Here is a 21099-nt window from a genome sequence, read left to right on the forward strand (position 1 = left end):
GGGCTCCGCTGCGGCACTGCTCGCAGTCTCCGGTGCGCGCGCCGCCGACGCTGTCGTCGTTGCCGAGCCGGAACCCGCTGAATACGTCAAGATCTGCGACGTCTACGGCGCTGGCTACTTCTACATCCCGGGCACCGAGACCTGCCTGCGYRTCGGCGGYTACATCCGTTATGACGCTGGCTTCGGCGACGTCGGCTCGTTCGATGGCGCTCGCGCCAACGACCGCCTCACCGGCAAGGACCAGGGCACCTGGTGGAAGCGCGGCCGCTTCGCGCTGAAGACCTGGACCGGTCAGGAGACCGAGCTCGGCACCCTGAAGACCTACACCGAGACCCGCTTCAACTTCGGCAACTCGCAGAACTACGGCTCCAACAGCTCGGGCAGCAGCTTCTCGCTGAACTTCGCCTGGATCCAGCTCGGTGGCCTGCGCGTCGGTAAGGACGAATCGGCCTTCAACACCTTCATCGGTTACGCCGGCAACGTCATCAACGATACGCTGGTTCCTTACGGCGACTTCGACACCAACCTGATCAGCTACACCTTCGATGCCGGCAACGGCCTCTCGGCGATCGTGTCGTTCGAACAGGGTTCGGGTGGCGAATCCCGCTTCCGTCGCCCCGGCGACACTTGGGTTATCGACAACAACACCATCGACAGCTACGTCCCGCACGTGGTTGGCGGCGTGAAGTACACCGCTGGCTGGGGTGCGATCACCGGCGTCGTTGCTTACAACAGCAACTATGAAGAGTGGGCTGGCAAGGTTCGCTTGGATGTGAAGGCGACCGACCAGATCGACCTGTTCATCATGGGCGGCTACGGCACCGACGACAATATCGACCGCAGCTTCTACAAGCAGTGGGGCGGCAACTGGGCTGTGTGGGGCGGTGGCACCTACAAGTTCAACGAGAAGACCTCGTTCAACGCCCAGATTTCGTATGACGACGCCAAGAACCTCGGCGTGGCTGCAAACATCGCGCACCAGCTGGTTCCGGGCTTCACCGTCACGGCCGAAGTCGACTACCTGAACGAAGGCAACTTCGGCAAGCCGGACTACACCGGCAGCTGGACCAACGCCAACAAGAAGAACAGCGTCGGCGGCCTCATCCGCTTCCAGCGCGACTTCTAAGAACAGTCCCTACGGACTTTCTGAAAACCCGGCGGGCAACCGCCGGGTTTTTTCTTTTTTCCCTCGTCATGCCGTTCCAGCGATCAGCAGCCAGTGCTTGCGCGGTTCGGTCGGTCGCTGTAGCCAGAACGCGAAACACCATCCGGGGCCTCTCCATGCCAAAACATCCTCCGCTGTCACCGATCGTCGCGGCGCTGCCGGCCACAGTGCCCTTCGTCGGCCCGGAGGCGCAGGAGCGCGACCGCTGCAAGCCGTTCCGGGCTCGCCTCGGCGCCAATGAAAGCAGCTTCGGCCCGTCGCCGCGCGTCGTCGAGCGCATGAAGGCGATCGCCGGCGACATGTGGATGTATTGCGACCCCGACAATCACGACCTCAAGCTCGCCGCGGCGGCGCATCTCGGCATCTCGGCCGACAACGTCGTGGTCGGCGAAGGCATAGACGGGCTGCTCGGCCTGGTGACGCGCATGTATGCCGGGCCGGACATGGCGGTCGTGACCTCGCTCGGCGCCTATCCGACCTTCAACTTCCATGTCGCCGGCACCGGCGGGCGGCTGGTCACCGTTCCTTATGAGAAGGATCGCGAGAGCCTCGACGGGCTGCTGGCGGCGGTAAAGCGCGAAAACGCGCCGCTGGTCTATCTCTCCAATCCCGACAATCCGATGGGGAGCTGGTGGGAGGCGGCGGACATCAACCGCTTCATGGAGGCCCTGCCCGCAACCACCATGCTGGTGCTGGACGAAGCCTATGGCGAGCTCGGCCCCGCCTCGGCGCTGCCGGCGGTCGACGCCAGCCTGCCTAACCTCATCCGCATGCGCACTTTCTCCAAGGCTTACGGGCTGGCCGGCATACGGCTTGGCTACGCCTTCGGCGAAGCCGGGGTGATCCGCGACTTCGAGAAGATCCGCAACCACTATGGCGTCAGTCGCATGGCGCAGGAGGCCGGCGTCACAGCGCTGGCCGACCAGGACTGGCTGCGGGCCGTGGTGGGCAAGGTCGAGGCGGGGCGCAAGCGAATCGCGACAATCGCCCGCGACAACGGTCTTACTCCCCTGCCCTCGGCCACCAATTTCGTGACGGTCGACTGCGGCCGCGACGGCGCCTTCGCGGCAAAAATCATGCAATCGCTGCTGTCGCGCGACGTCTTCATCCGCAAGCCGATGGCGCAGGGGCTGGATCGCTGCATCCGCATCAGCGTCGGCCTCGATCATGAGCTCGACATACTGGCCGAGGAACTGCCGGGCGCGGTCGCGGCGGCCCGAGGCAACTAGGCGCGGCAACTGCCGCAGCCTACTCAATAGAATAACAATAGCCTGTTGCGCGGAACCGGTATGCTCAGGCGCGCCTGGGCTTCGGCGCCGTCAAACCGCATGACCGCAACATCCAGCGGCGGCCGTCGCTGCGCAGGTCGGCGAGGCTGAGCGGTTCGACATCGATGTGACGGAAGCCGGCAAGCGGCGCCTGCAGCACACGCAGGATGGCGGCGCGGACGACCGTGGCGTGGGTGATAGCGACCGTATGACCTGGCTGGGCGACAAGGCTGTCGAGCAAATCCGAGACGCGGGCCGCGACAGCCGAGAAAGGCTCCCCTTCCGGCGGTGACGTGTCGGGATCGGTCAGCCAGCCCTGCGCCGCTTCCGGGGCGACCCGCTCGACCGCCTCGAAGGCGAGGCCGGCCCAGCCGCCATAGTGCTGGTCGCGCAGCGCCGGCGTTTCCACTGCGTCCAGCCCCAATGCTTCCGCCGTCTGGCGCGCGCGCCGGGCTGGAGCGGTGAGGAACCTATCCGCCGGATCGACAAGCCTGGCCAAGCGCGCCGCGGCGGTCACGGCCTTCGGCTCAAGCGGCTCATCGGACGGGAAAAAGCCGCGCCGGCTGGCCGCGCTGGCGCCGCAGCAGATCAAGGTAAGACGTACGAGCATCAGGCAAGCATCTGGAATCACGGCCCCAACTGCCGGCAAGCTAGCACAAGTCCGGCGCGCGGCGGCGCCACGCGGCTCGACATGGCTGGGGAGGAAATTGCCCGCAAGGCTTGCGGGTCCGGCGATCAGCTTTCAAACTGCCCGGCGAATCCGCAGCGTCCTGGTCAATAGGATGCGATTTCACCAATCCGTCGATTTTCTGCCTGCGACGGAGATTTGCAAGGCTCTTGTAATCCGGCCGCCATACTGAGCCGCGATGACAGATCGAGCCCGAGAAGGACAGCATGCAGGCGACATACTTCAATCCGCGGAGCATGATCTACGGGCTTCTCTCCGTCATTCTCTGGCCAGTCATCTTCACCGCCAGCATGATCGGCTCGTATTTCGCTTTCGAAAGCGACCATCCGATCCTGTGGTTCAACGTCGTCTACCTCACCAGCATCGCCGTCATCGCGCTTTTCGAGCGTTTGATGCCTTATGAGCGGAGCTGGCTGGAGCCGGATGGCGAGACGTTCAACAATGTCGCCCACACCACGGTGACCAAGGGGCTGACGCAGATCGCCGCCGCCATCACCACCTCGTTTCCGCTTCTGTTCGCGACCATCGCGCAACCGGCGCTGCACCCTTCCTATTCGCTGTGGCCAAGCGAAGCGCCGATGTTCGTGCAAGCCGTTCTCGGCCTGGTGATCGCCGAATTCGGGCTCTATTTCGCGCATCGGCTGAGCCACGAACGCCTGACGCTGTGGCGGTTCCATGCGCTGCACCACAGCGTGGAGCGGCTGTGGGTGCTCAACACCGGGCGATTCCACTTCGTCGATTCGCTGTTCAAGATGCTGCTTGGCCAGTTGCCGCTCTATCTTCTGGGCGCGCCGCTGCCGGTGTTTCTGTGGCTGGGCGCGGTCTCGGTGTTCATCGGCCTGCTCACCCATTGCAACATCGACATGCGCACCGGCCTGCTCGACCGGATCTTCACCACGCCGCGCATCCATCGCTGGCACCATTCGCGCGACCTGCGCGAAGGCAACACCAATTATTGCGAGAACATCGTGATATGGGACCAGGTGTTCGGCACCTATCTCAACCCGCCGCGCCCATCCTCGACCGACATCGGCATCAGCGGAACCATCGACAAGAGCTTCCTCGGCCAGATCGTGCAGCCCTTCTCCAAGGCCGGCATGCGGCGGATCATGGGCAAGGCTCCGCGCGAAAGCGACAGGAGCGTCCCAAAAAGCCAGGAACAGCCGGAGCGGCAGGAAGCCTAGGATGCATCCTGCTTGAGCGCGGACACCGCCATCTCGCTGTCGCGGATGTGTTCGTTGGCGTCGGGCTGGCGTTGCACCAGAAGGATGAACAAAAGATCGGTGAGCGCCAATTGCGCGTCGCGGGCCGAAATGGCGGAGGAGCGCACGCCATCGTCGTCGCCGACTGAATAGAGCACGACATCGGCGATGCGGCTGAGCGGATTGTTTTTCAGCGATGTCATGACGATGACCGCGGCGCCGCGGGCCTTGGCCAGTTCGGCGATACGCAGCGTCTCGATGCTGGCGCCGGAATGCGAAAGCGCGAAGAGAACATCATTGCGCCCAAGCGAGGAGGCGCTGGCGAGCTGCACATGGCTGTCGCTGTCGTGCAGGACGTTGCGGCCCAGCTTCATCAGCTTGATGGCGAAATCGCGCGCCACCAGCGCCGAGGCGCTGACGCCGGCAAGATGGATGCGCCCGGCCTTGTCCAGCCGGTCGAGCACCTCGCCGATGGTCTGCTCGCTGTTGACCGACATGCTCTGCTGCATGGAGGCGAGCTTGGAGGCGACCAGCTTCTGCAGGACGGTCATATAGCCGTCGCCGCGCTCGATCGAGCCATGCACCATGCCGGCCGGCGCGTGCCATTGCTTGGCCTTGGCCTCGCTGACGGCGAGCTTCAATTGCTGATAGCTGGAATAACCCAGCTTCTGCGAGAACTTGACGACGCTGGACTGGCTGCGGCCGGTCTGCTCGGCCAGCGCCGCGGACGACAATTGCAGCATCTCGTCGGGATTATCGACGATGAACTGGCCGATCTGCCGATCGGCCGGCGCCATGGTGTCGAGCGTGGCGTGGATCTTCTTGAGAACCGACATAGAGCCTGCTTCTTTGCCAATCGGGCAAGGAATAGAATATTCCAACGCAGGTTGACAGGGAAGAATATCCCGGTCAACTCTCGCCATGGTACCGCCAGTTCAACAGCTGCCGGAATGGACCCTGAACCATGGACAGATTGCGCATTGTCGGCGGGCAGCGACTGCAAGGCGCGGTCGCCATTTCCGGTGCCAAGAATGCGGCGCTGCCGCAGATCGCGGCATCGCTGCTCAGCCCCTCCCCGCTGGAACTGACCAACCTGCCGGCGGTCAGCGACGTGGACAACATGCTGAATGTGATTGCCCAGCATGGCGCCCAGATCAGCCGTTCGGCCCAGGCGGTGACGATCGACACCAGTGCGGCCGCTTCCAGGGAGACGACATACGACACGGTGCGCAAGATGCGCGCCACCGTGCTGGTGCTGGGGCCACTGCTCGCCCGCTTCGGCCAGGCGCAGGTATCGCTTCCCGGCGGTTGCGCCATCGGCGCGCGGCCGGTGGACATGCATATCAAGGCACTCGCACAATTGGGCGCCGACATCGGCATCAAGGGCGGGTCGATCGTGGCCAACGCGCCGGACGGCCTGACCGGCGCACGCATCGTGCTCGGCTCGCCCTCGGTCGGCGCCACCGAGACGGCGATGATGGCGGCAACGGCCGCCAAGGGCGAGACCGAGATCGTCAATGCCGCACGCGAGCCGGAAGTGGCCGACCTCGCCGCCTGCCTTGGCGCCATGGGCGCCACCATCGAGGGCGCCGGCACGCACCGCATACTCGTGCAAGGCGATACGCGCTGGCGCGCCGCCAGCCATCACACCATTCCCGACCGCATCGAGGCCGGCACCTATGCGATCGCGGCGGCCATCACCGGCGGACAGCTGGAACTGACGCATGCGCGGCTGGAGCACCTCGCCTCGGTGGTGCAGATCCTGGAGGCGACCGGCGTCAGCGTGTGGCCCGGCGACCGTGGCCTGATCGTCTCGCGCGACGGGCCGCTGCGTTCCGTCGACGTCACCACCGAGCCCTATCCCGGCTTTCCGACCGACCTGCAGGCGCAGTTCATGGCGCTGATGTGCTGCGCGCCGGGCGCCTCACTGCTGCGCGAAACGGTATTCGAAAACCGCTTCATGCACGTGCCGGAACTGATGCGGCTGGGCGCCAACATCACCTTGCAGGGAACCTCGGCGCTGGTGCGCGGCGGCAACCCGCTGCGCGGGGCGCAGGTGATGGCAACCGATTTGCGCGCCTCGGTTTCGCTGGTGCTGGCGGCGCTGGTGGCCGAGGGCGAAAGCGTGGTCAACCGCGTCTACCACCTCGACCGCGGCTATGAGAGCCTCGACCGCAAGCTGCGCATGTGCGGCGCGACGATCGAGCGGTTCCGCGAATGAGCGCCGCGCCGCATTTCTATCTCGGCGTCGACGGCGGCGGCACCGGCTGCCGCGCCCGCATCGAGGACGAAGGCGGCACGGTGCTCGGCCAGGGCCTGTCCGGACCGGCGACGACGCGGCTTGGCATCGAAGCCGCATGGGCCTCGATCGCGCGCGCCTTCGGGGCGGCCGCCGAGGAGGCCGGCTTCGGCCGGGCCGAACTCAAGCACACCTTCGCCGGCATCGGCCTGGCCGGCATCGGCCGCAAGGGCGCGCTGGAGGCGCTGCGGGCGATCGAGCATCCCTTTCTCGGCATCGACTTCACCAGCGATGGCATGGGCGCCTGCCTTGGCGCCCATTCGGGCCTCGACGGCGCCATTGTCATCGCCGGCACGGGCTCGATCGGGCTGGGTTTTGTCGGGGACCGCAATCTGCGCGTCGGCGGCTACGGTTTTCCAATCTCGGACGAAGGCAGCGGCGCCGACCTAGGACTGAAGGCAGTGCAACTGGCGCTGCGCGCCCAGGACGGCCGCCATGACCGCTCCGCCCTGCTCTCGGAAATCATGCAGCGTTTTCAAGACGATCCGATGGAGGCGGTGGCCTGGATGGATCGCGCCACGGCGACCGATTACGCGGCCCTCGCCCCGACCGTGATGCGCCATGCCGACCAGGGCGACGCGGCGGGACGGCGCATCGTGCAGGCGGCGGCCGAGCAGATCGACACGCTGGTGCGCACGCTGTTCGACAAGGGAGCGCCGCGCGTCACCTTGTTAGGCGGATTGGCCAGCCCGCTGGAACCGTGGCTGGCGCCTGATGTGCGCCGGCGGCTGAAACCGGCCGATGGCGACGCGGTGTCGGGCGCCATCATCCTGGCACGGCGGGCCGGTAGCCGGATGGCGAATTGCCCGCCTTGAGGTGGTTTGGAATATTTAATTCCATCCTATATTGACACAAAGGAATAATGCATTCTAAAAAGTTAACGGGATACTACCGGACCGGTATCGATGCGGTCCAAACGGGAATGCGCAGGTGAAGATCGTGTCCGAACAAGGCCTGATAGCGGAGCTGGAGCGACTGGTTTCCGAGGATCGGAACCCGCGCACCATGGACATGGACCTGTTGCCGACGGTCGAATTGCTGCGCAGGATCAACGACGAGGACCAGGGCGTCGCCGGCGCGGTCGCCAAGGTGATCCCTGAGATCGCCGCCGCCGTCGACCGCATCGCCGCCGCCTTCCGGAAGGGCGGCCGCCTGATCTATATGGGCGCCGGCACCAGCGGCCGCATCGGCGTGCTCGACGCCTCCGAATGTCCGCCGACCTTCCGCGTGCCGCCGACCATGGTGGTCGGGCTGATCGCCGGCGGCTATGACGCGCTTTTGAAGGCGACCGAGGGTGCGGAAGACAGCCAGGCCAAGGGCGCCGAGGCGCTGGCCGAGATCGGGCTGACCGCGAAGGACGTGGTGGTCGGCATCGCGGCCAGCGGGCGCACGCCCTATGTCATCGGCGGGCTGAACCACGCCAGGAAGATCGGCGCCACCACGGTGGCGCTGTCCTGCAACCCGCAATCGACGATTGCCGATATCGCCGAGATTGCCATTTCGCCCGTGGTCGGCCCGGAAGCGCTGACCGGGTCGACGCGGATGAAATCCGGCACCGCCGAGAAGCTGGTGCTGAACATGCTGACCACGGCCAGCATGGTGAAGATCGGCAAGACCTATCAGAACCTGATGGTCGACCTGAAGGCGTCGAACAGGAAGCTGGTGGCGCGCGCGGCGCGCATCGTCATGCAGGCGACCGAGTGTACGCTGGAGGAGGCTGAAGCGGCACTTGCCAAGACCCATAACGACGTGAAGCTGGCCATCCTGATCACAATGACGGGGATGAACCTCGCCGAGGCGCGGATTGCGCTGGAAGGTGCTAACGGCTTCCTGCGAAAAGCGATCGAACACGGCGGGCCTGCCGCGATGTGAGGCTGTCGGCATCGATCCGGACTTGGACAAAGAAGACCATTTCGACCAAGAAGAACATAAAGGGAGGATGAAATGACCAGTCAATTCAAGCGCCTGCTCGGCCTGACCGCGGCCATCGTGCTCGGCGCCACCGCATTTGCCGGCACCGCCGACGCGGCCAAGCTGCGCATGGCCTGGGCGCAGGATGCCACCGGCCTCGACCCGCACAAGCAGACAGCCTTTTCCTCGCTGCGTCTTTTGGAACTCATCTATGAGCCGCTGGTGCGCCTCGATGCGGAACTCAAGATCGTGCCCGGCATCGCCAAGAGCTGGGCCTTCTCCGCCGATGGCAAGGAACTGACCTTCAAGCTCGACCCCAAGGCGAAATTCCAGAACGGCGCAGCGGTCACTCCGGCCGACGTCAAGGCCTCGTTCGAGCGCATCCTCGACGAGAAGACGGGGGCGGCCAACCGCGCCAACTATCTGTCGATCGCCAGCATCGAGACGCCGGACGCGGAAACCGTCACCTTCAAGCTGTCGCAGCCGGACGCGCCGATCCTGACCGCGATGACCGACACCAATTCCTCGATCGTTCCGGCGGCCGACATCGCCGCCGGCACCATCGGCACCAAGGCCGTCGGCTCCGGCCCGTTCAAGCTGGAGCGCTGGGACCCGAATTCCAAGGAAATACTCACCGCCAACAAGGACTGGGCCGGCGGAGCGACCGGCGTCGAGGGCATCGAGATCAGCGTTCTGCCCGACGAAACCGCCATCCTGGCGGCGATGCGCACCGGGCAGATCGACTTCGCGCTGCTCAACGACCCGCTGATCGCCACGCTGGTGCCGAAGGAGCCGAAGCTGCAGCTGAACCGCGCGCCGGTGCTTGCCTATCACGTGTTGCAATTGAACCCGGCGCGCAAGCCGATGAACGAGCTGGCGGTGCGCCAGGCCATTTCCTGCGCCGTCGACCGGCAGGCAGTGCTCGACACCGCCTCGCTTGGCGAAGGCAAGGTGACCGGCCCGCTGACCATGCCGTTCTTCGCCTCCGATCCGAACACGCTGTTCTGCTACAAGCGCGACGTGGAGAAGGCGAAGAAGCTGATGGCGGATGCCGGCATGACCGGCGGTTTCACCGCCACGGTCATCGCCGCCACCGGCGAGCCGCCGACGGCGGCGGCCGAGGCGCAGGTGCTGCAGGCGCAGCTCGCCGAGATCGGCGTCAAGCTGGACATCAAGATGATGGAGCTGAACGTCTATGTCGACACCTGGCTGAAGGGCGATTTCGACATGGCGATCGCGCTGAATGGCGGCCGGCCTGATCCATATACGATGTACAACCGCTACTGGACCAAGAACGGCAACCTGCAAAAGGTCTCGAACTTCGCCGACGACACGCTGGACGCGCTTCTGCAGAAGGGCCGCGTCGAGACCGATCCGGAAAAGCGCAAGGCGATCTTCGCCGATTTCGACAAGGAGCTCGCCGAAAAATCGCCCTGGGTGTGGCTCTACACCTCCTATGGCTATACGGCGCAGCAGAAGAACGTGCAGGGCTTCGTGCCGATGCCGACGGGCTCGCTGGCCAGCCTCGGCAAGGTGACCGTCGGGCAATGACGCGGACGGCCTTACCTTTCCTTCAACCGGGAGGGTAAGGCGCCTCGCCTGACCGAAACCCGCACATCCCGACACCCCGCACATCCCGACACAAGGGCACGTCGCGTGAACTATCTGATACGGCGCCTTGCGGCCTTCCCCCTCGTGCTGATCGGGGTTTCGATCGTCGTCTTCATCGCCATCCGTCTCGTGCCGGGCGATGCCATCACCGCGATGCTGGGCACCGAGGCCGGCCTTTTGACGCCGCAGCAGCGCTCGTCGCTCGCTGCCTATTTCGGCATCGACCAACCCTGGCCGGTGCAATACTGGCGCTGGTTCACCGGCCTGTTTTCGGGCGATCTCGGCATTTCCGTCACCTATGGCAAGCCGGTGCTGGCGGTGATCCTCGAGCGTTTCCCGCTGACGCTGGAACTGGCGCTGCTGTCGATGCTGATCGCGCTGGCGATCGGCGTGCCGGCCGGCGTCTTCGCCGCCACCCGCAACGAGCGGCCGGCGGACCTTGGCGTGCGCGTCGCCGCCATGATCGGCCAGTCGACGCCGAGCTTCGTCGTCGGGCTGGTGCTGATCTACATCCTGTCCGCGGGTTTCGGCGTTTTGCCGACGATGGGCGCCTTCACCCCGCTCTGGCAGGATCCGCTGCAGAATCTCGGCCAGATGATCCTGCCTGCGGTCACGCTGGGCTGCGCCTTCGCCGCATCGGTGACGCGGGTGTCGCGCTCGGCCATGCTCGACGTGCTGAGCGACGACTATGTGCGCACGGCGCGGGCCAAGGGCGCGCCGGAACGCAGCGTCATCTGGCGGCACGCGCTGCCCAACGCGCTGGTGCCGGTGGTGACGCTGAGCGGCATCGAATTCGGTTACCTGCTGGGCGGCGCCGTCATCGTCGAGCAGATCTACGCGCTGCCCGGCCTTGGCCGCATGGTGCTGGAAGCGATTTTGCAGCGCGACTACGCGCTGGTGCAGGGCTCGGTGCTGTTCATCGCCCTCAACTTCATGATCGTGAACCTCCTGGTCGACCTCGCCTATGTGGCGCTCGACCCGCGCATTCGCCTGGAAGGCCGGTGATGGGCATGGTCAGAGCCATCTTCGCGCATCCCAGCGGCCGCATCGGCGGCGCGATCGTGCTGGTCTATGTTGTCATCGCGCTGTTCGGCGCCTTCGGCCTGACCCCGCACGATCCGCTGATGCAATACCGCATCGACCGGCTGCACGGGCCGTCTCCCTCCTACTGGATGGGCACCGACCTGTTCGGCCGCGACGTGGCGAGCCGGCTGATGAAGGGAGTGGGCCAATCCTTCACCGTGGCCTTCTTCTCGGTCGCGGCGGCCGCGCTCTCCGGCACGGTGCTCGGCCTCACCGCCGCCTGGTACGGCAAACGCTGGGACACGGTGATGATGCGGCTGATGGACGTGCTGCTGGCTTTCCCCGCAATCCTGTTGGCTCTCTTGGTGGTGACGATCATCGGACCCGGCACCTGGACCAGCGTGGTGGCGATCAGCATCGTCTACACGCCGATCTTCACACGCGTGGTGCGCGGCCCGGCGCTTTCGCTGAAAACCCGCGACTTCGTCGACGCCGCGCGCACCTTCGGCTCCAGCCGTTTCTACATCCTGACCCGCCACCTGCTGCTCAACCTCGTGGCGCCGCTCGCCGTGCAGGTGACGCTGGCGCTCGCCTGGGCATTGCTGACGGAGGCGGGCCTGAGCTTCCTCGGCCTCGGCACCCAGCCACCGGCCGCCTCGCTCGGCCTGATGTTGAGCGACAGCCGCAATTTGATGGAACAGGCGCCGTGGCTGCTGGCATTCCCGGCACTGGCCATCATGCTCTCCATCCTGGGCTTCAATCTGCTCGGCGACGCGCTGCGCGACATCCTCGACCCGAAGACGAGGAGGGCGTGAGATGAAACCCATTCTCTCCGTCCGCGACCTGCATGTCAGCTTTGGCCGAGCGCCCGATGCCAAGGAAGTCGTGCATGGCGTGAGCTTCGAGGTTGGCGTCGGCGAGGTGCTGGCGATCGTCGGCGAAAGCGGCTCGGGCAAATCGGTCACCGCGCTGTCGACCAACCGGCTGATCGATTATGCCGGCGGCCGCATCACCAGCGGCACCATCGAGCTGCTGCGCGCCGACGGCACGGTCACCGACATCGGCAGCGCCAGCACGCAGGAACTGACGAAAATCCGCGGCGCCGAAATCGGCGTGATCTTCCAGGAGCCGATGACCTCGCTGAACCCGGTGCTGAGCATCGGCGCGCAGGTGGAAGAAGCGTTCCGGCTGCATCGCGGCCTGACCGGCAGACAAGCCAAAGCGGCGGCGCGCGAGGCACTGGAGCGGGTGCGCATCCCCGATGCGGAGCGGCGCCTGTCGGCCACGCCCGACCAGCTTTCCGGCGGCATGCTGCAGCGGGTGATGATCGCCATGGCGCTGGCCTGCAACCCGCGCCTTTTGATCGCCGACGAGCCGACGACGGCACTCGACGTGACGGTGCAGGCGCAGATCATGGCGCTGCTGGCCGAGCTTCGGCGCGAGACCGGCATGTCGATGATCTTCATCAGCCACGACATCGGCCTGGTGGCCGGCATCGCCGACCGCGTGATGGTGATGCAGGACGGCCACGCGGTCGAACAGGGCGAGCTCGGCCAGATCCTCGACCATCCGCAGCATCCCTATACCAAACATCTTTTGCATGCCGTGCCGCACTTTTCCGGCGGCGACGCGGCACGGACGGACACCATCCGCGCGCAGGCGGACGAGATGCGGCCGACGGTGGCCAAACCGACGCTCGCGGTGGACGATCTCGTCGTGCGTTATCCCTTGAAGAGCGGCTGGCTGAGCCGGCCTTTCGGCGCGGTTCACGCGGTGGATGGCGTCGGCTTCGACCTTTTGCCCGGCGAAACGCTGGCGATCGTTGGCGAAAGCGGCTCGGGCAAGTCGACCACGGCGCGCGCCGTGCTTGGTCTCGTGGCGCCGACGCGCGGCGCGTTCTCGGTCGACGCACATGCGGCGCGGCCCGGACAAAGCCGGCTGCCGGTGCAGATGGTGTTCCAGAACCCCTATGCCTCGCTCAACCCGCGCCTCAGCATCGAGCAGATACTGGGCGAGCCGGTGATCGCCGCCGGCCAGCGCATCGACGCCACTGTGCGCGCCAGGATGACGGCGCTGCTCGCGCGCGTCGGGCTGCCGCAGGACAGCCTGGCGCGTTATCCGCACCAGTTTTCCGGCGGCCAGCGCCAGCGACTGTGCATCGCGCGCGCGCTGATGCTCAACCCCTCGGTGGTGGTGCTGGACGAGGCTGTCTCCGCGCTCGACGTTTCGGTACAGGCACGCGTGCTGGAACTTCTGGTCGACCTGCAGCGCGAATACGGCCTTGCCTATCTATTCATTTCGCACGACATGGCGGTGGTGGAACGTATCGCGCACCGGGTTGCCGTGATGTTTGCCGGCCAGATCGTCGAGATCGGCGAGGCGAAATCGGTGCTGTCCGATCCGCAGCATCCCTACACGAAAAAGCTGATCGGCGCGGTGCCGACCATCGCGCGGCGGCGCCAGCATTTCGAGCTCGATACAAGGCAGGTGCCCTCGCTGGTCAGGCCGCTCGGTTTCGAGCCGCCGCCGGCGACATGGCGCGAATATGGGCGCGACCACAAGGTGCGTGCGGAGGCCTGAAGGGGAACAACAAGGAATGGCCAGCGACGATTTCCGCCAGCGTTTCGACCGTGCCTTTGCCCCGCTGCAGGGGGCGATCGAAGCCGGCCGCATCCCCGGCGGCGTGCTGGGCCTGGCGACGCGCGACGGCCAGCGGCTGACCCGCGCCATCGGGCTGGCGCAACGCGTGCCGGGCGAGCGGCCGATGCGGGAGGACAGCTGGTTCGACCTCGCCTCGCTTACCAAGGTGATCTTCACGACGCCGCGCATCCTGGCGCTGGCCGAGGCAGGCGCGATCGATCTTGATGCGCCCTTGACCACGGCCCTGCCGGACCTGCGCCAATACGATGCCGATGCCTGGGAACGGCAGGTGACGTTCCGCCAGTGCCTCGGCCACCAGACGCCGTTCCCCGCCGTCGCGCCGATCTACACCTATGGCCGCGACCCCGATTTGTTGCGCACCTTCGTGCTGCAACGCGAATGGCGCCGGCTGGACGAGCCGGTCTATTCCGACATCAATTTTATTCTTCTCGGGCTCGCCATGGAGCGGCTGTCCGGCAAGACGATCCGCGCCATGGACGCGGGGCCGGGTTTCGCGTTCTTTGCCGAACCGGAGCGATCGGCGGCGACGGAGGACTGCACCTGGCGCCACCGGGTTTTGAGTGGCGAGGTGCATGACGACAATTGTTCCGCCCTGCAAGGCGCCGGCCATGCCGGGCTGTTCGGCACGGCCGGTTCGGTGCTCGACTTCGCGCAAGGCCTGCTCGACGGCAGCGGCGCCTCGGCAAGCGCCGTCGCGCTGATGCGGAAACCGCTGTCGGCCAGGCGCACACATGGCTGGGAACACGCTTATGCCGGCTGGTCGGGTGGCGATGGTTGCAGTGCCGGCACGATCGGCCATACCGGCTTCACCGGCACCGGGCTGTGGATCGACTTCGACGCAGGCCACGCCTGGACCTTGCTCACCAACCGCATTCACCCGACCCGCCATTTCGACAGCGGCATTGTCGATCTTCGCCGCCAGGTCGGCGACCTCTTGAACGGAGCAGAACCATGAACCCCATCTGGTCGGTCGGGCTGATGACCGGCACCGTGCTCGACGGCAATATCGACGTCGCGCTGTTGAAGACCGACGGCGAACGCATCGAGACTTTCGGGGCCTATGCGCTGGTGCCCTACGACGCCCCCATTCGCCCCATGCTGGAGGAAGCGCAGGCTGCAGCCCGCGTCTGGAATTTCGAGGGGCCGGAACCGGCGATCTTCGCCGAGGCCGAGGCCGCATTGACCCGCGCGCAATCGGCGGCGGTGAAAAAGGTGGTGGAAGAGGCCGGCATGACGATGGCCGAGATCGGCGTCGTCGGCTTCCACGGCCAGACCGTGCTGCATCGCGGCCCGCAGAAGGGCCGGCCTGGCGACACGCGCCAGCTCGGCGACGGCGCGCTGATGCAATCCATTCTCGGCACAAAAGTGGTCTACGACTTCCGCACCGCCGACATCCGCGCCGGGGGCCAGGGCGCGCCGCTGGCGGCGGTCTATCACGCGGCGCTGCTTGGTACGGCCGGCGCGCACGGTGACAGCGCCATCCTCAACCTGGGCGGCGTCGGCAACGTCACCTGGTGGGACGGCAAGGGCGACATCGTCGCCTTCGACACCGGCCCGGCGAACGCCCCGATCAACGACTTCATCAAGGCGCGGGGCTTGGGCGAAATGGATCGCGACGGCGCCCTTGGCGCCGCCGGCAAGGTGGACGAGGCGCGGCTGGCGAAGCTGCTGGAGCACCCCTATCTCGCGGCGCCCTTCCCGAAATCGCTCGACCGCTTCGACTTCACCGCGGCAATGGCCGACGGTTTGAGCGATGAGGACGGCGCCGCCCTGCTCACGGCGTTCAGCGCTTCCTGCGTCGGCAAGGCGCTCGACCTTTTGCCGCGGCGGCCGAAGACGCTGTTCGTGTCGGGCGGCGGCCGCCACAACCCGACATTCATGGCGATGCTGACCAGCCGCGCCGGCGTCGATGCGGTTTCCGCCGACAAGCTCGGCTGGCGCGGCGATGCCGTGGAGGCCGAGTGTTTCGCCTTCCTGGCGGTGCGCGCGCTGCGCGGCCTGCCGATCAGCTTCCCCAGCACCACCGGCGTGCCGAAGCCGATGACCGGCGGACGCATCGCGGGGTGACAGGCGGCCTCGCCTCCCCACTCGCGGGGCGGCGGGTCAGCCTTCTTCGCCGACCCGCAAACTCTTCGCCAAAAAGGTCCGCGTGCGGCCTTTCGGGAAATCCGGCAGGGTTCCGAAGGGCTGATAACCCTGGCGCTGATAGACCTTCAGCGCGGTCGGATTGAAGGTATCGATATAGGCACCGTGGCAGCCGCGCGCGGTGGCCTCGTCCTCGGCCGCCTGCAGCATCCTTGCCGCCATGTTCTGGCCGCGCAGGCTCTCGTCCACCCAGAGCCACTGCACGTAGAGCCAACCCCAGGCGGTGTAGCCGGAGATGCCGGCGGCCAGCCTGCTCTTGTCATCGCGAACCAGCACCGCCAGCGCGCGCCGCTCCGCCGGGCCGACATCCTGAACGTTGAACGCCGCGAGGCTGTCGCCAACGACGGCGAGCACCACGGGGTCGGGGGTCTCGGTGACTTCGATCTTCATGCGGTGCCTTCCAGTCCCTGCCTTACCGGCAAAGCCGATCCGGGACTTGGTGTAGCGGCCTTCGCCGGCCGCTTCAACGGCGCGGCGGTGCTGTTGGCATCGATCGGGCCGATGCCTGCGAAGATCGCGAATAGGCGGACAGGTCCTCCCCCTCAAAGCCGATTGCGCAGCAAGGTCGCGACCACGAAGAGCGCGCCGACCGAGGAGGTGATGATGCCGATCGGCAGTTCCTGCGGCGGCAGCAAGGTGCGGGCCAGGAGATCGCTGGCCAGGAGCAGGACGGCGCCGAAAACCGCGCAGGCAATGACCAGCCGCAGATGGAGCTGTCCGGCGAAACGGCGCGCCAGATGCGGGATCATCAGGCCGACAAAGCCGATGACGCCGGCGACCGAGACGAGGATGGCGGTGGAGAAGGCGGCCGCCAGGAAGGTGAAGGTCCTGAAGCGGGCGACCGGAACGCCGAGGCTTTCGGCGGTGTTCTCGCCGGCCAGGAACGCGTCGAGCCAGCGATGGTAGCGCAGCGCGAAGGCCAGGATGACGGTGGCGCCGAGAAGCGCCAGGCCGATATTGCTCCAGCGGGCGAGACCGAGCCCGCCCATGGTCCAAAACAGCACGGAATGGGCGGCGCGCTGGTCGCCGGCGAAGACCAGGTAATTGGTCAGCGCCGTGAACAGGAACGAGACGGCGAGGCCGGCGAGGATCAGCCGTTCCGGCCCCTGGCCGCGAATGCGGGCGACAAGCAAGAGCACGACGATCGCGGTGAGGATGCCGCCGGCGAAGGCGGCAAGCGGCAAGGTCCAGATGCCGAGCCGGTCGCCGAAGACGGTGATGACCGAAACCGCGCCGGCGGCCGCGCCTGACGACAGGCCGAACAGGAACGGGTCGGCCAGATCGTTGCGCGTCACCGTCTGCAACAGCGCGCCGACGACGCCGAGGCCAGCGCCGACGCAGATGGCGAGGATCGCCCTCGGCAATCTCAAGTCGACGACGATCTTCTCGACCGGCACCGAAACGGCGGCCGCGTCGAGGCCGACGGCGCGCGCAAGTGCCGCGATCACGTCTCCCAACGGAATGACCGTCGAGCCATAGGCGATCGACAGCAGCGCCAGCAGGACAATCAGTGCCGCGCCAATACCGATCGCCGCGCCGTAGGACCTCGTCACGTTCAGAAAGCCTCCGGGTGCATGGCCTTGGCGATCTTGTCGATGGCTTCGATGTTGGCCGGCCCGGGCGTCAGCTCCGCATAACGAAGGGCGACGAAGCGGTTGTTCTTGACCGCGTCCGTTTCCTTCATGGCCGGGTGGCTTTTAAGAAAATCAATCAGCTTCCGGTAGCCGGCCGCATCCTGGTAGTCGAGCAGGACCAGGAATTCCGGGTTCCTGGCGGCGACCGTCTCCCAGTCGGTGTTGCCCCAGCTGGTCTGCATGTCAGCCATGATGTTGGTGCCGCCGGCGGCCTCGATCATCGCGGTCGGAATGGCGAATTTGCCGGCGGTGAAAGGCTTGTCCTCGCCGGAATCGTAGAGGAAGACGCGCGTGCCGCTGCGGTTGCCGACCTTGGCGGTGATAGTGCCAAGCCTTTCCTTCCAGCCGGCGACCAGGGCGTTCGCCTTCTCTTCCTTGCCGAAAATCTTGCCGAGTTTCTCGACGTCGCCAAACAACAGGTCCATCGACGCCGCCGGGCGGTTCTTGTCGACGTGGATACAGCTTTCGGTGAGAAGCAGCGTCTTGATGCCGTGCGGGGCCAGCGTATCAGGCGTCACCTCGCCGCCGGGCTTCATGCCGTAATACCAGCCGGCGAAGAAGAAATCGGGCTCGACCGCGAGCAGGTTTTCCAGCGTCGGATACTTCGGCGCGAGTTCCGGGATCGCGCCCTGGGCGGCCTTGAACGCGGCATCGACCTTGTACCAGCCGGTGATGCCGGTCAGGCCGACGATCTCGGGCTGCAGCCCCAGCGCGAAGGCCATTTCAGACATGTTGAGATCGTTGATGACCGCGCGCTTGGGCGGCGCGTCGAAAGTCAGCGGAACGCCGCAATTGTCGACGGTGACCGGGAAGGCAAAAGCCGCCGATGCAAACAGCGAGAGGGCAAGACCAAGCGCAAGACGTTTCATGGGAACTCCGTTGGGATTGTTCAGCGGGAAAGGCGGATCGGAACGTCGAAGACCGTCAGTTCGCGGTCCCGTTCTTCCGGATGGGGGAACCGCAACACGTCGATCGAAAAGACCTCGCGCACCAGAGCGGGCGTCAGCGTCTCGACCGGCGAGCCGAGCGCGCGCAACCGCGCCTTGTCCATGACGGCGACATGGGTGGCAAAGGGCGCGACCAGCGGCAGGTCGTGCAAGACGGTGACGACGGCGATGCCCAGCCTGGCAACGAATTCGAGCAATTCGCCGCGCGCGCGGGGGTCGAGGTGATTGGTCGGCTCGTCGAGGAACAGCACGGTCGGCCGCTGCGCGATGGCGCGGGCAAGCTGGGCGCGCTGGCGCTCGCCGCCGGAGAGTGAGCCCATGGCGCGCGCTTGCAGCGGCAGCAGGCCGGTCTGACCAAGCGCATCGACAACGATGTCGCGCTCGTCCGCCTGGCCATGCAGGCTGGCATGCGGGATGCGACCGAGCCCGACATAGTCGAGGACGGACAGGCGTGGGTCCGGCTGGTCGGACTGGCCGACGACGGCGATCCTGCGCGCCCGCTCGGCCATCGACAGCCGGTCGAGCCGTTGGCCCTCGAGGCTGACCGTGCCCCGGCTCGGGCGCAGCATGCCGCACAGCATGCGCAAAAGCGTCGTCTTGCCGGCGCCGTTGGGGCCGATGATGGCGAGCCTTTCACCGGCTGCCAGGTCGATGCCGACTTCCTCGACGAGGCTGACGCCGGTTTCAGGCCGGTAACAAAGGCCGCGGGCCTGAAGAACCGGCCCGTTCATGGCAGAACGTCCGATGCGACGCGTGAGGTGCGTGGCGAGACCGACGCGGCCGCCGCGCGGCATACGCGTTTGCGTCGAAGAGCAGCAATACCTTCCACCGATCTCTCTTTCGATCAGGCGCGGAAGGATGGCCGGGATGACGGCAGACGCCGCCCTCTAAGCTTCCTCCCGGCACACCCCGTCCGGTCAACTCGTTGCGATGGCAGGTCTCCTGGCTCGCGGGTCTCGGCTCGGTCCTGCCTTCCCGGCCTGTCGGCCAGTGGCGTATTTCGGACTTTGCTACCGCTTACAGTTGCGGGGGCAGCCATGGCCTCGGCCCGAAGAGCCTCACCATGTTCCCTTTTCACCCCGGACCTTTCGATTCGGGGAACCATCGTCGGGCACCCTATTGGGGCGGCCGCCGCGTGGCAATGGCCATTCATGCTCGCCCGCGGAGCCGGCGGCGGGCCGATCGCCGGGCGGCGTATAACGAACGCGCGGGCGGTGGCAGTCGCAGTCGATATGGCTCCGGGCGGTGAACAGTTTGCGCAGCGAAGCGATGATCATGCCGCCTGCCCTTCCCAGTTCGGGAACGGATCGGACATGTCGCGCCACAGCTCCGGCGCGAAGACCGGACAATCGACGAGGCAGGCATCGAGCTCGGCCCGGATATGGACCTCGTTCATGGGATTGCAGCCGATGAAGACCAGTTCCTGGCGGCGGTCGCCCCACATTGGATCGAGATAGGGCAGCATGGCGTCCCGCCATTCATTGCTGTCGGGCCAGCGGTTGCGGGGAACTGCGGCCCACCACAGGCCGCGCCTGCCGGTTTTGACCAGCGCGCCGGCCTGGCTCAGTTCGCCGACATGGCTTGGCCGCGTCGCCAGCCAGAAAAAACCCTTGGCGCGCACCACGCCCGGCCACGGCCGGCTGACGAATGCCTTCAGCTTCATTGGATCGAAGGGGCGGCGCTCGCGATAGACAAAGGAGCGGATGCCGTATTCCTCGGTCTCGGGCATGTGGTCCTTGAAGCCGTTCAGCTCCTTGAACCAGAGCGGGTGCTGTTCGGCGCGTTCGAAATCGAAGCGGCCGGTGTCGAGCACCTTGCCGAGCGGGACGCGGCCGAAATCCGCCTCGATCAGTTCGGCCTCGGGGTTGAGCGCACGGACGATCTTGCGCGCCAGTTCGCGATCGGGCGCGGCGCAGGCCGAGACCTTGTTGAGCACGACGACATCGGCGAATTCGATCTGCTCGACCAGCAGATCGACCAGAGCGCGCTCGTCGGATGCGCCGAGCGAAGCGCCGCGATCGCGCAGGAAGTCGGCGGAGGAATAGTCTCGCAACAGGTTTGCCGCGTCGACCACGGTGACCATGGTGTCGAGGCGGCAGACGTCGGACAGGCTGGCGCCCGTCTCGTCGCGGAATTCGAAGGTGGAGGCGACGGGCAGCGGCTCCGAAACGCCAGTGGATTCGATCAGCAGATAGTCGAACCGCCCCTGCTCGGCGAGCTGGCGCACCTCCTTCAACAGATCGTCGCGCAGCGTGCAGCAGATGCAACCATTGGTCATCTCAACCAGCTGCTCGTTGGTGCGCGACAGGTTGGCGCCGCCGTCGCGGACGAGCGCGGCATCGATGTTGACCTCGCTCATGTCGTTGACGATGACTGCGACGCGGCGGCCCTCGCGGTTGTGCAGGATGTGGTTGAGAAGCGTCGTCTTGCCCGCCCCCAGGAAGCCGGAGAGCACGGTGACGGGAAGGCGGTTTGGACTGGGTTGGGGCATGGCTGCTTTCCGGGGATGACGATGAGGTCTGCGGCGGGTGAGGCAAAGGGTGCG

At 66.2% G+C, this 21099-nt stretch carries 19 protein-coding genes and 1 riboswitch; of the genes, 12 read left to right on the forward strand and 7 right to left on the reverse strand.

What is annotated here, in order from left to right; genetic code table 11:
• A partial coding sequence (locus tag AB4136_RS19935) for a porin (RefSeq protein ID WP_441931551.1) occupies positions 1–1126 on the forward strand: 1126 nt, incomplete at its 5' end.
• A 155-nt stretch (positions 1127–1281) separates the two neighbouring features.
• Positions 1282–2394 (forward strand): pyridoxal phosphate-dependent aminotransferase, encoded by a 1113-nt coding sequence (locus AB4136_RS19940; protein WP_137900959.1) that lies wholly within the window; start codon positions 1282–1284, stop codon positions 2392–2394.
• Between the two features lie 64 nt (positions 2395–2458).
• On the opposite strand, the gene AB4136_RS19945 is transcribed toward AB4136_RS19940, so the two are convergent.
• Positions 2459–3043, reverse strand: a complete 585-nt coding sequence (locus AB4136_RS19945) for a histidine phosphatase family protein (protein WP_137900960.1) — start codon at positions 3041–3043, stop codon at positions 2459–2461.
• A 284-nt stretch (positions 3044–3327) separates the two neighbouring features.
• Here AB4136_RS19945 and AB4136_RS19950 point away from each other — a divergent pair, with 284 nt between their 5' ends.
• Positions 3328–4305, forward strand: coding sequence for a sterol desaturase family protein (locus tag AB4136_RS19950; protein ID WP_036254879.1), 978 nt, complete (start codon positions 3328–3330; stop codon positions 4303–4305).
• On the opposite strand, the gene AB4136_RS19955 is transcribed toward AB4136_RS19950, so the two are convergent.
• Positions 4302–5159 carry a MurR/RpiR family transcriptional regulator gene (locus AB4136_RS19955; protein WP_024925430.1) on the reverse strand — a complete coding sequence of 286 codons (858 nt, stop codon included), beginning with the start codon at positions 5157–5159 and terminating at the stop codon, positions 4302–4304. The two genes, AB4136_RS19950 and AB4136_RS19955, sit on opposite strands and share 4 nt — an antisense overlap.
• Positions 5160–5287: 128 nt before the next feature.
• Between AB4136_RS19955 and murA the strand changes: the two genes are divergently transcribed.
• From murA to AB4136_RS20000, 9 genes are all read left to right on the forward strand, one after another.
• Positions 5288–6544 (forward strand): UDP-N-acetylglucosamine 1-carboxyvinyltransferase, encoded by a 1257-nt coding sequence (murA, locus tag AB4136_RS19960; protein WP_024925431.1) that lies wholly within the window; start codon positions 5288–5290, stop codon positions 6542–6544.
• A complete protein-coding gene (locus tag AB4136_RS19965) occupies positions 6541–7437 on the forward strand; it encodes an N-acetylglucosamine kinase (RefSeq protein WP_024925432.1) in 897 nt (298 codons plus the stop codon). Before murA ends, AB4136_RS19965 begins: the two co-directional genes overlap by 4 nt.
• Positions 7438–7561: 124 nt before the next feature.
• Positions 7562–8494, forward strand: coding sequence for an N-acetylmuramic acid 6-phosphate etherase (gene murQ / locus AB4136_RS19970; RefSeq protein ID WP_024925433.1), 933 nt, complete (start codon positions 7562–7564; stop codon positions 8492–8494).
• A 72-nt stretch (positions 8495–8566) separates the two neighbouring features.
• A complete protein-coding gene (locus AB4136_RS19975; protein WP_024925434.1) occupies positions 8567–10084 on the forward strand; it encodes an ABC transporter substrate-binding protein in 1518 nt (505 codons plus the stop codon).
• 105 nt (positions 10085–10189) lie between these two features.
• Positions 10190–11149, forward strand: coding sequence for an ABC transporter permease (locus AB4136_RS19980; protein WP_024925435.1), 960 nt, complete (start codon positions 10190–10192; stop codon positions 11147–11149).
• The gene (locus AB4136_RS19985; protein WP_137900961.1) at positions 11149–11982 is read left to right on the forward strand and encodes an ABC transporter permease; all 834 of its coding nucleotides are present in this window, start codon (positions 11149–11151) and stop codon (positions 11980–11982) included. The genes AB4136_RS19980 and AB4136_RS19985 overlap by 1 nt, the downstream gene beginning before the upstream one ends.
• Position 11983: 1 nt before the next feature.
• Positions 11984–13747: an ABC transporter ATP-binding protein gene (locus tag AB4136_RS19990; RefSeq protein WP_024925437.1), complete on the forward strand. Its 1764-nt coding sequence runs from the start codon at positions 11984–11986 to the stop codon at positions 13745–13747.
• A gap of 16 nt (positions 13748–13763) precedes the next feature.
• On the forward strand, positions 13764–14783 hold the full coding sequence (locus AB4136_RS19995) for a serine hydrolase domain-containing protein (RefSeq protein ID WP_024925438.1): 1020 nt from the start codon (positions 13764–13766) through the stop codon (positions 14781–14783).
• Positions 14780–15895: an anhydro-N-acetylmuramic acid kinase gene (locus tag AB4136_RS20000; protein ID WP_024925439.1), complete on the forward strand. Its 1116-nt coding sequence runs from the start codon at positions 14780–14782 to the stop codon at positions 15893–15895. The genes AB4136_RS19995 and AB4136_RS20000 overlap by 4 nt, the downstream gene beginning before the upstream one ends.
• A 36-nt stretch (positions 15896–15931) precedes the next feature.
• Here the strand turns inward: AB4136_RS20000 and AB4136_RS20005 are convergent, their stop codons facing one another.
• The 5 genes from AB4136_RS20005 to zigA all read right to left on the reverse strand — a co-directional run bounded on the left by AB4136_RS20005 (position 15932) and on the right by zigA (position 21045).
• The gene (locus AB4136_RS20005) at positions 15932–16363 is read right to left on the reverse strand and encodes a GNAT family N-acetyltransferase (protein ID WP_024925440.1); all 432 of its coding nucleotides are present in this window, start codon (positions 16361–16363) and stop codon (positions 15932–15934) included.
• A gap of 152 nt (positions 16364–16515) precedes the next feature.
• Positions 16516–17526: a FecCD family ABC transporter permease gene (locus AB4136_RS20010; protein WP_024925441.1), complete on the reverse strand. Its 1011-nt coding sequence runs from the start codon at positions 17524–17526 to the stop codon at positions 16516–16518.
• A gap of 2 nt (positions 17527–17528) precedes the next feature.
• Positions 17529–18476, reverse strand: coding sequence for an ABC transporter substrate-binding protein (locus AB4136_RS20015; RefSeq protein WP_024925442.1), 948 nt, complete (start codon positions 18474–18476; stop codon positions 17529–17531).
• A 20-nt stretch (positions 18477–18496) separates the two neighbouring features.
• Complete coding sequence (locus AB4136_RS20020) at positions 18497–19285, reverse strand: ABC transporter ATP-binding protein (RefSeq protein WP_024925443.1); 789 nt, start codon at positions 19283–19285, stop codon at positions 18497–18499.
• Positions 19286–19469: 184 nt separating this feature from the next.
• Positions 19470–19675: riboswitch (cobalamin riboswitch) on the reverse strand.
• Positions 19676–19827: 152 nt separating this feature from the next.
• Positions 19828–21045: a zinc metallochaperone GTPase ZigA gene (gene zigA / locus AB4136_RS20025; protein WP_024925445.1), complete on the reverse strand. Its 1218-nt coding sequence runs from the start codon at positions 21043–21045 to the stop codon at positions 19828–19830.
• Between the last annotated feature and the right edge of the window lie 54 nt (positions 21046–21099).

The organism is Mesorhizobium sp. 2RAF21 (assembly GCF_052115345.1).
GTDB lineage: Bacteria > Pseudomonadota > Alphaproteobacteria > Rhizobiales > Rhizobiaceae > Mesorhizobium > Mesorhizobium terrae.

Excerpts from the sequence above, each read along its gene's own strand:
- AB4136_RS19940 (WP_137900959.1), top strand. The coding sequence starts at position 1,282 with ATGCCAAAACATCCTCCGCTGTCACCGATCGTCGCGGCGCTGCCGGCC.
- AB4136_RS19985 (WP_137900961.1), top strand. The coding sequence starts at position 11,149 with ATGGGCATGGTCAGAGCCATCTTCGCGCATCCCAGCGGCCGCATCGGC.
- AB4136_RS19995 (WP_024925438.1), top strand. The coding sequence starts at position 13,764 with ATGGCCAGCGACGATTTCCGCCAGCGTTTCGACCGTGCCTTTGCCCCG.
- murA (WP_024925431.1), top strand. The coding sequence starts at position 5,288 with ATGGACAGATTGCGCATTGTCGGCGGGCAGCGACTGCAAGGCGCGGTC.
- AB4136_RS19975 (WP_024925434.1), top strand. The coding sequence starts at position 8,567 with ATGACCAGTCAATTCAAGCGCCTGCTCGGCCTGACCGCGGCCATCGTG.
- AB4136_RS20000 (WP_024925439.1), top strand. The coding sequence starts at position 14,780 with ATGAACCCCATCTGGTCGGTCGGGCTGATGACCGGCACCGTGCTCGAC.
- zigA (WP_024925445.1), bottom strand. The coding sequence starts at position 21,045 with ATGCCCCAACCCAGTCCAAACCGCCTTCCCGTCACCGTGCTCTCCGGC.
- AB4136_RS20020 (WP_024925443.1), bottom strand. The coding sequence starts at position 19,285 with ATGAACGGGCCGGTTCTTCAGGCCCGCGGCCTTTGTTACCGGCCTGAA.
- AB4136_RS20015 (WP_024925442.1), bottom strand. The coding sequence starts at position 18,476 with ATGAAACGTCTTGCGCTTGGTCTTGCCCTCTCGCTGTTTGCATCGGCG.
- AB4136_RS19990 (WP_024925437.1), top strand. The coding sequence starts at position 11,984 with ATGAAACCCATTCTCTCCGTCCGCGACCTGCATGTCAGCTTTGGCCGA.
- AB4136_RS19955 (WP_024925430.1), bottom strand. The coding sequence starts at position 5,159 with ATGTCGGTTCTCAAGAAGATCCACGCCACGCTCGACACCATGGCGCCG.
- AB4136_RS19945 (WP_137900960.1), bottom strand. The coding sequence starts at position 3,043 with ATGCTCGTACGTCTTACCTTGATCTGCTGCGGCGCCAGCGCGGCCAGC.
- AB4136_RS19965 (WP_024925432.1), top strand. The coding sequence starts at position 6,541 with ATGAGCGCCGCGCCGCATTTCTATCTCGGCGTCGACGGCGGCGGCACC.
- AB4136_RS19950 (WP_036254879.1), top strand. The coding sequence starts at position 3,328 with ATGCAGGCGACATACTTCAATCCGCGGAGCATGATCTACGGGCTTCTC.
- AB4136_RS20005 (WP_024925440.1), bottom strand. The coding sequence starts at position 16,363 with ATGAAGATCGAAGTCACCGAGACCCCCGACCCCGTGGTGCTCGCCGTC.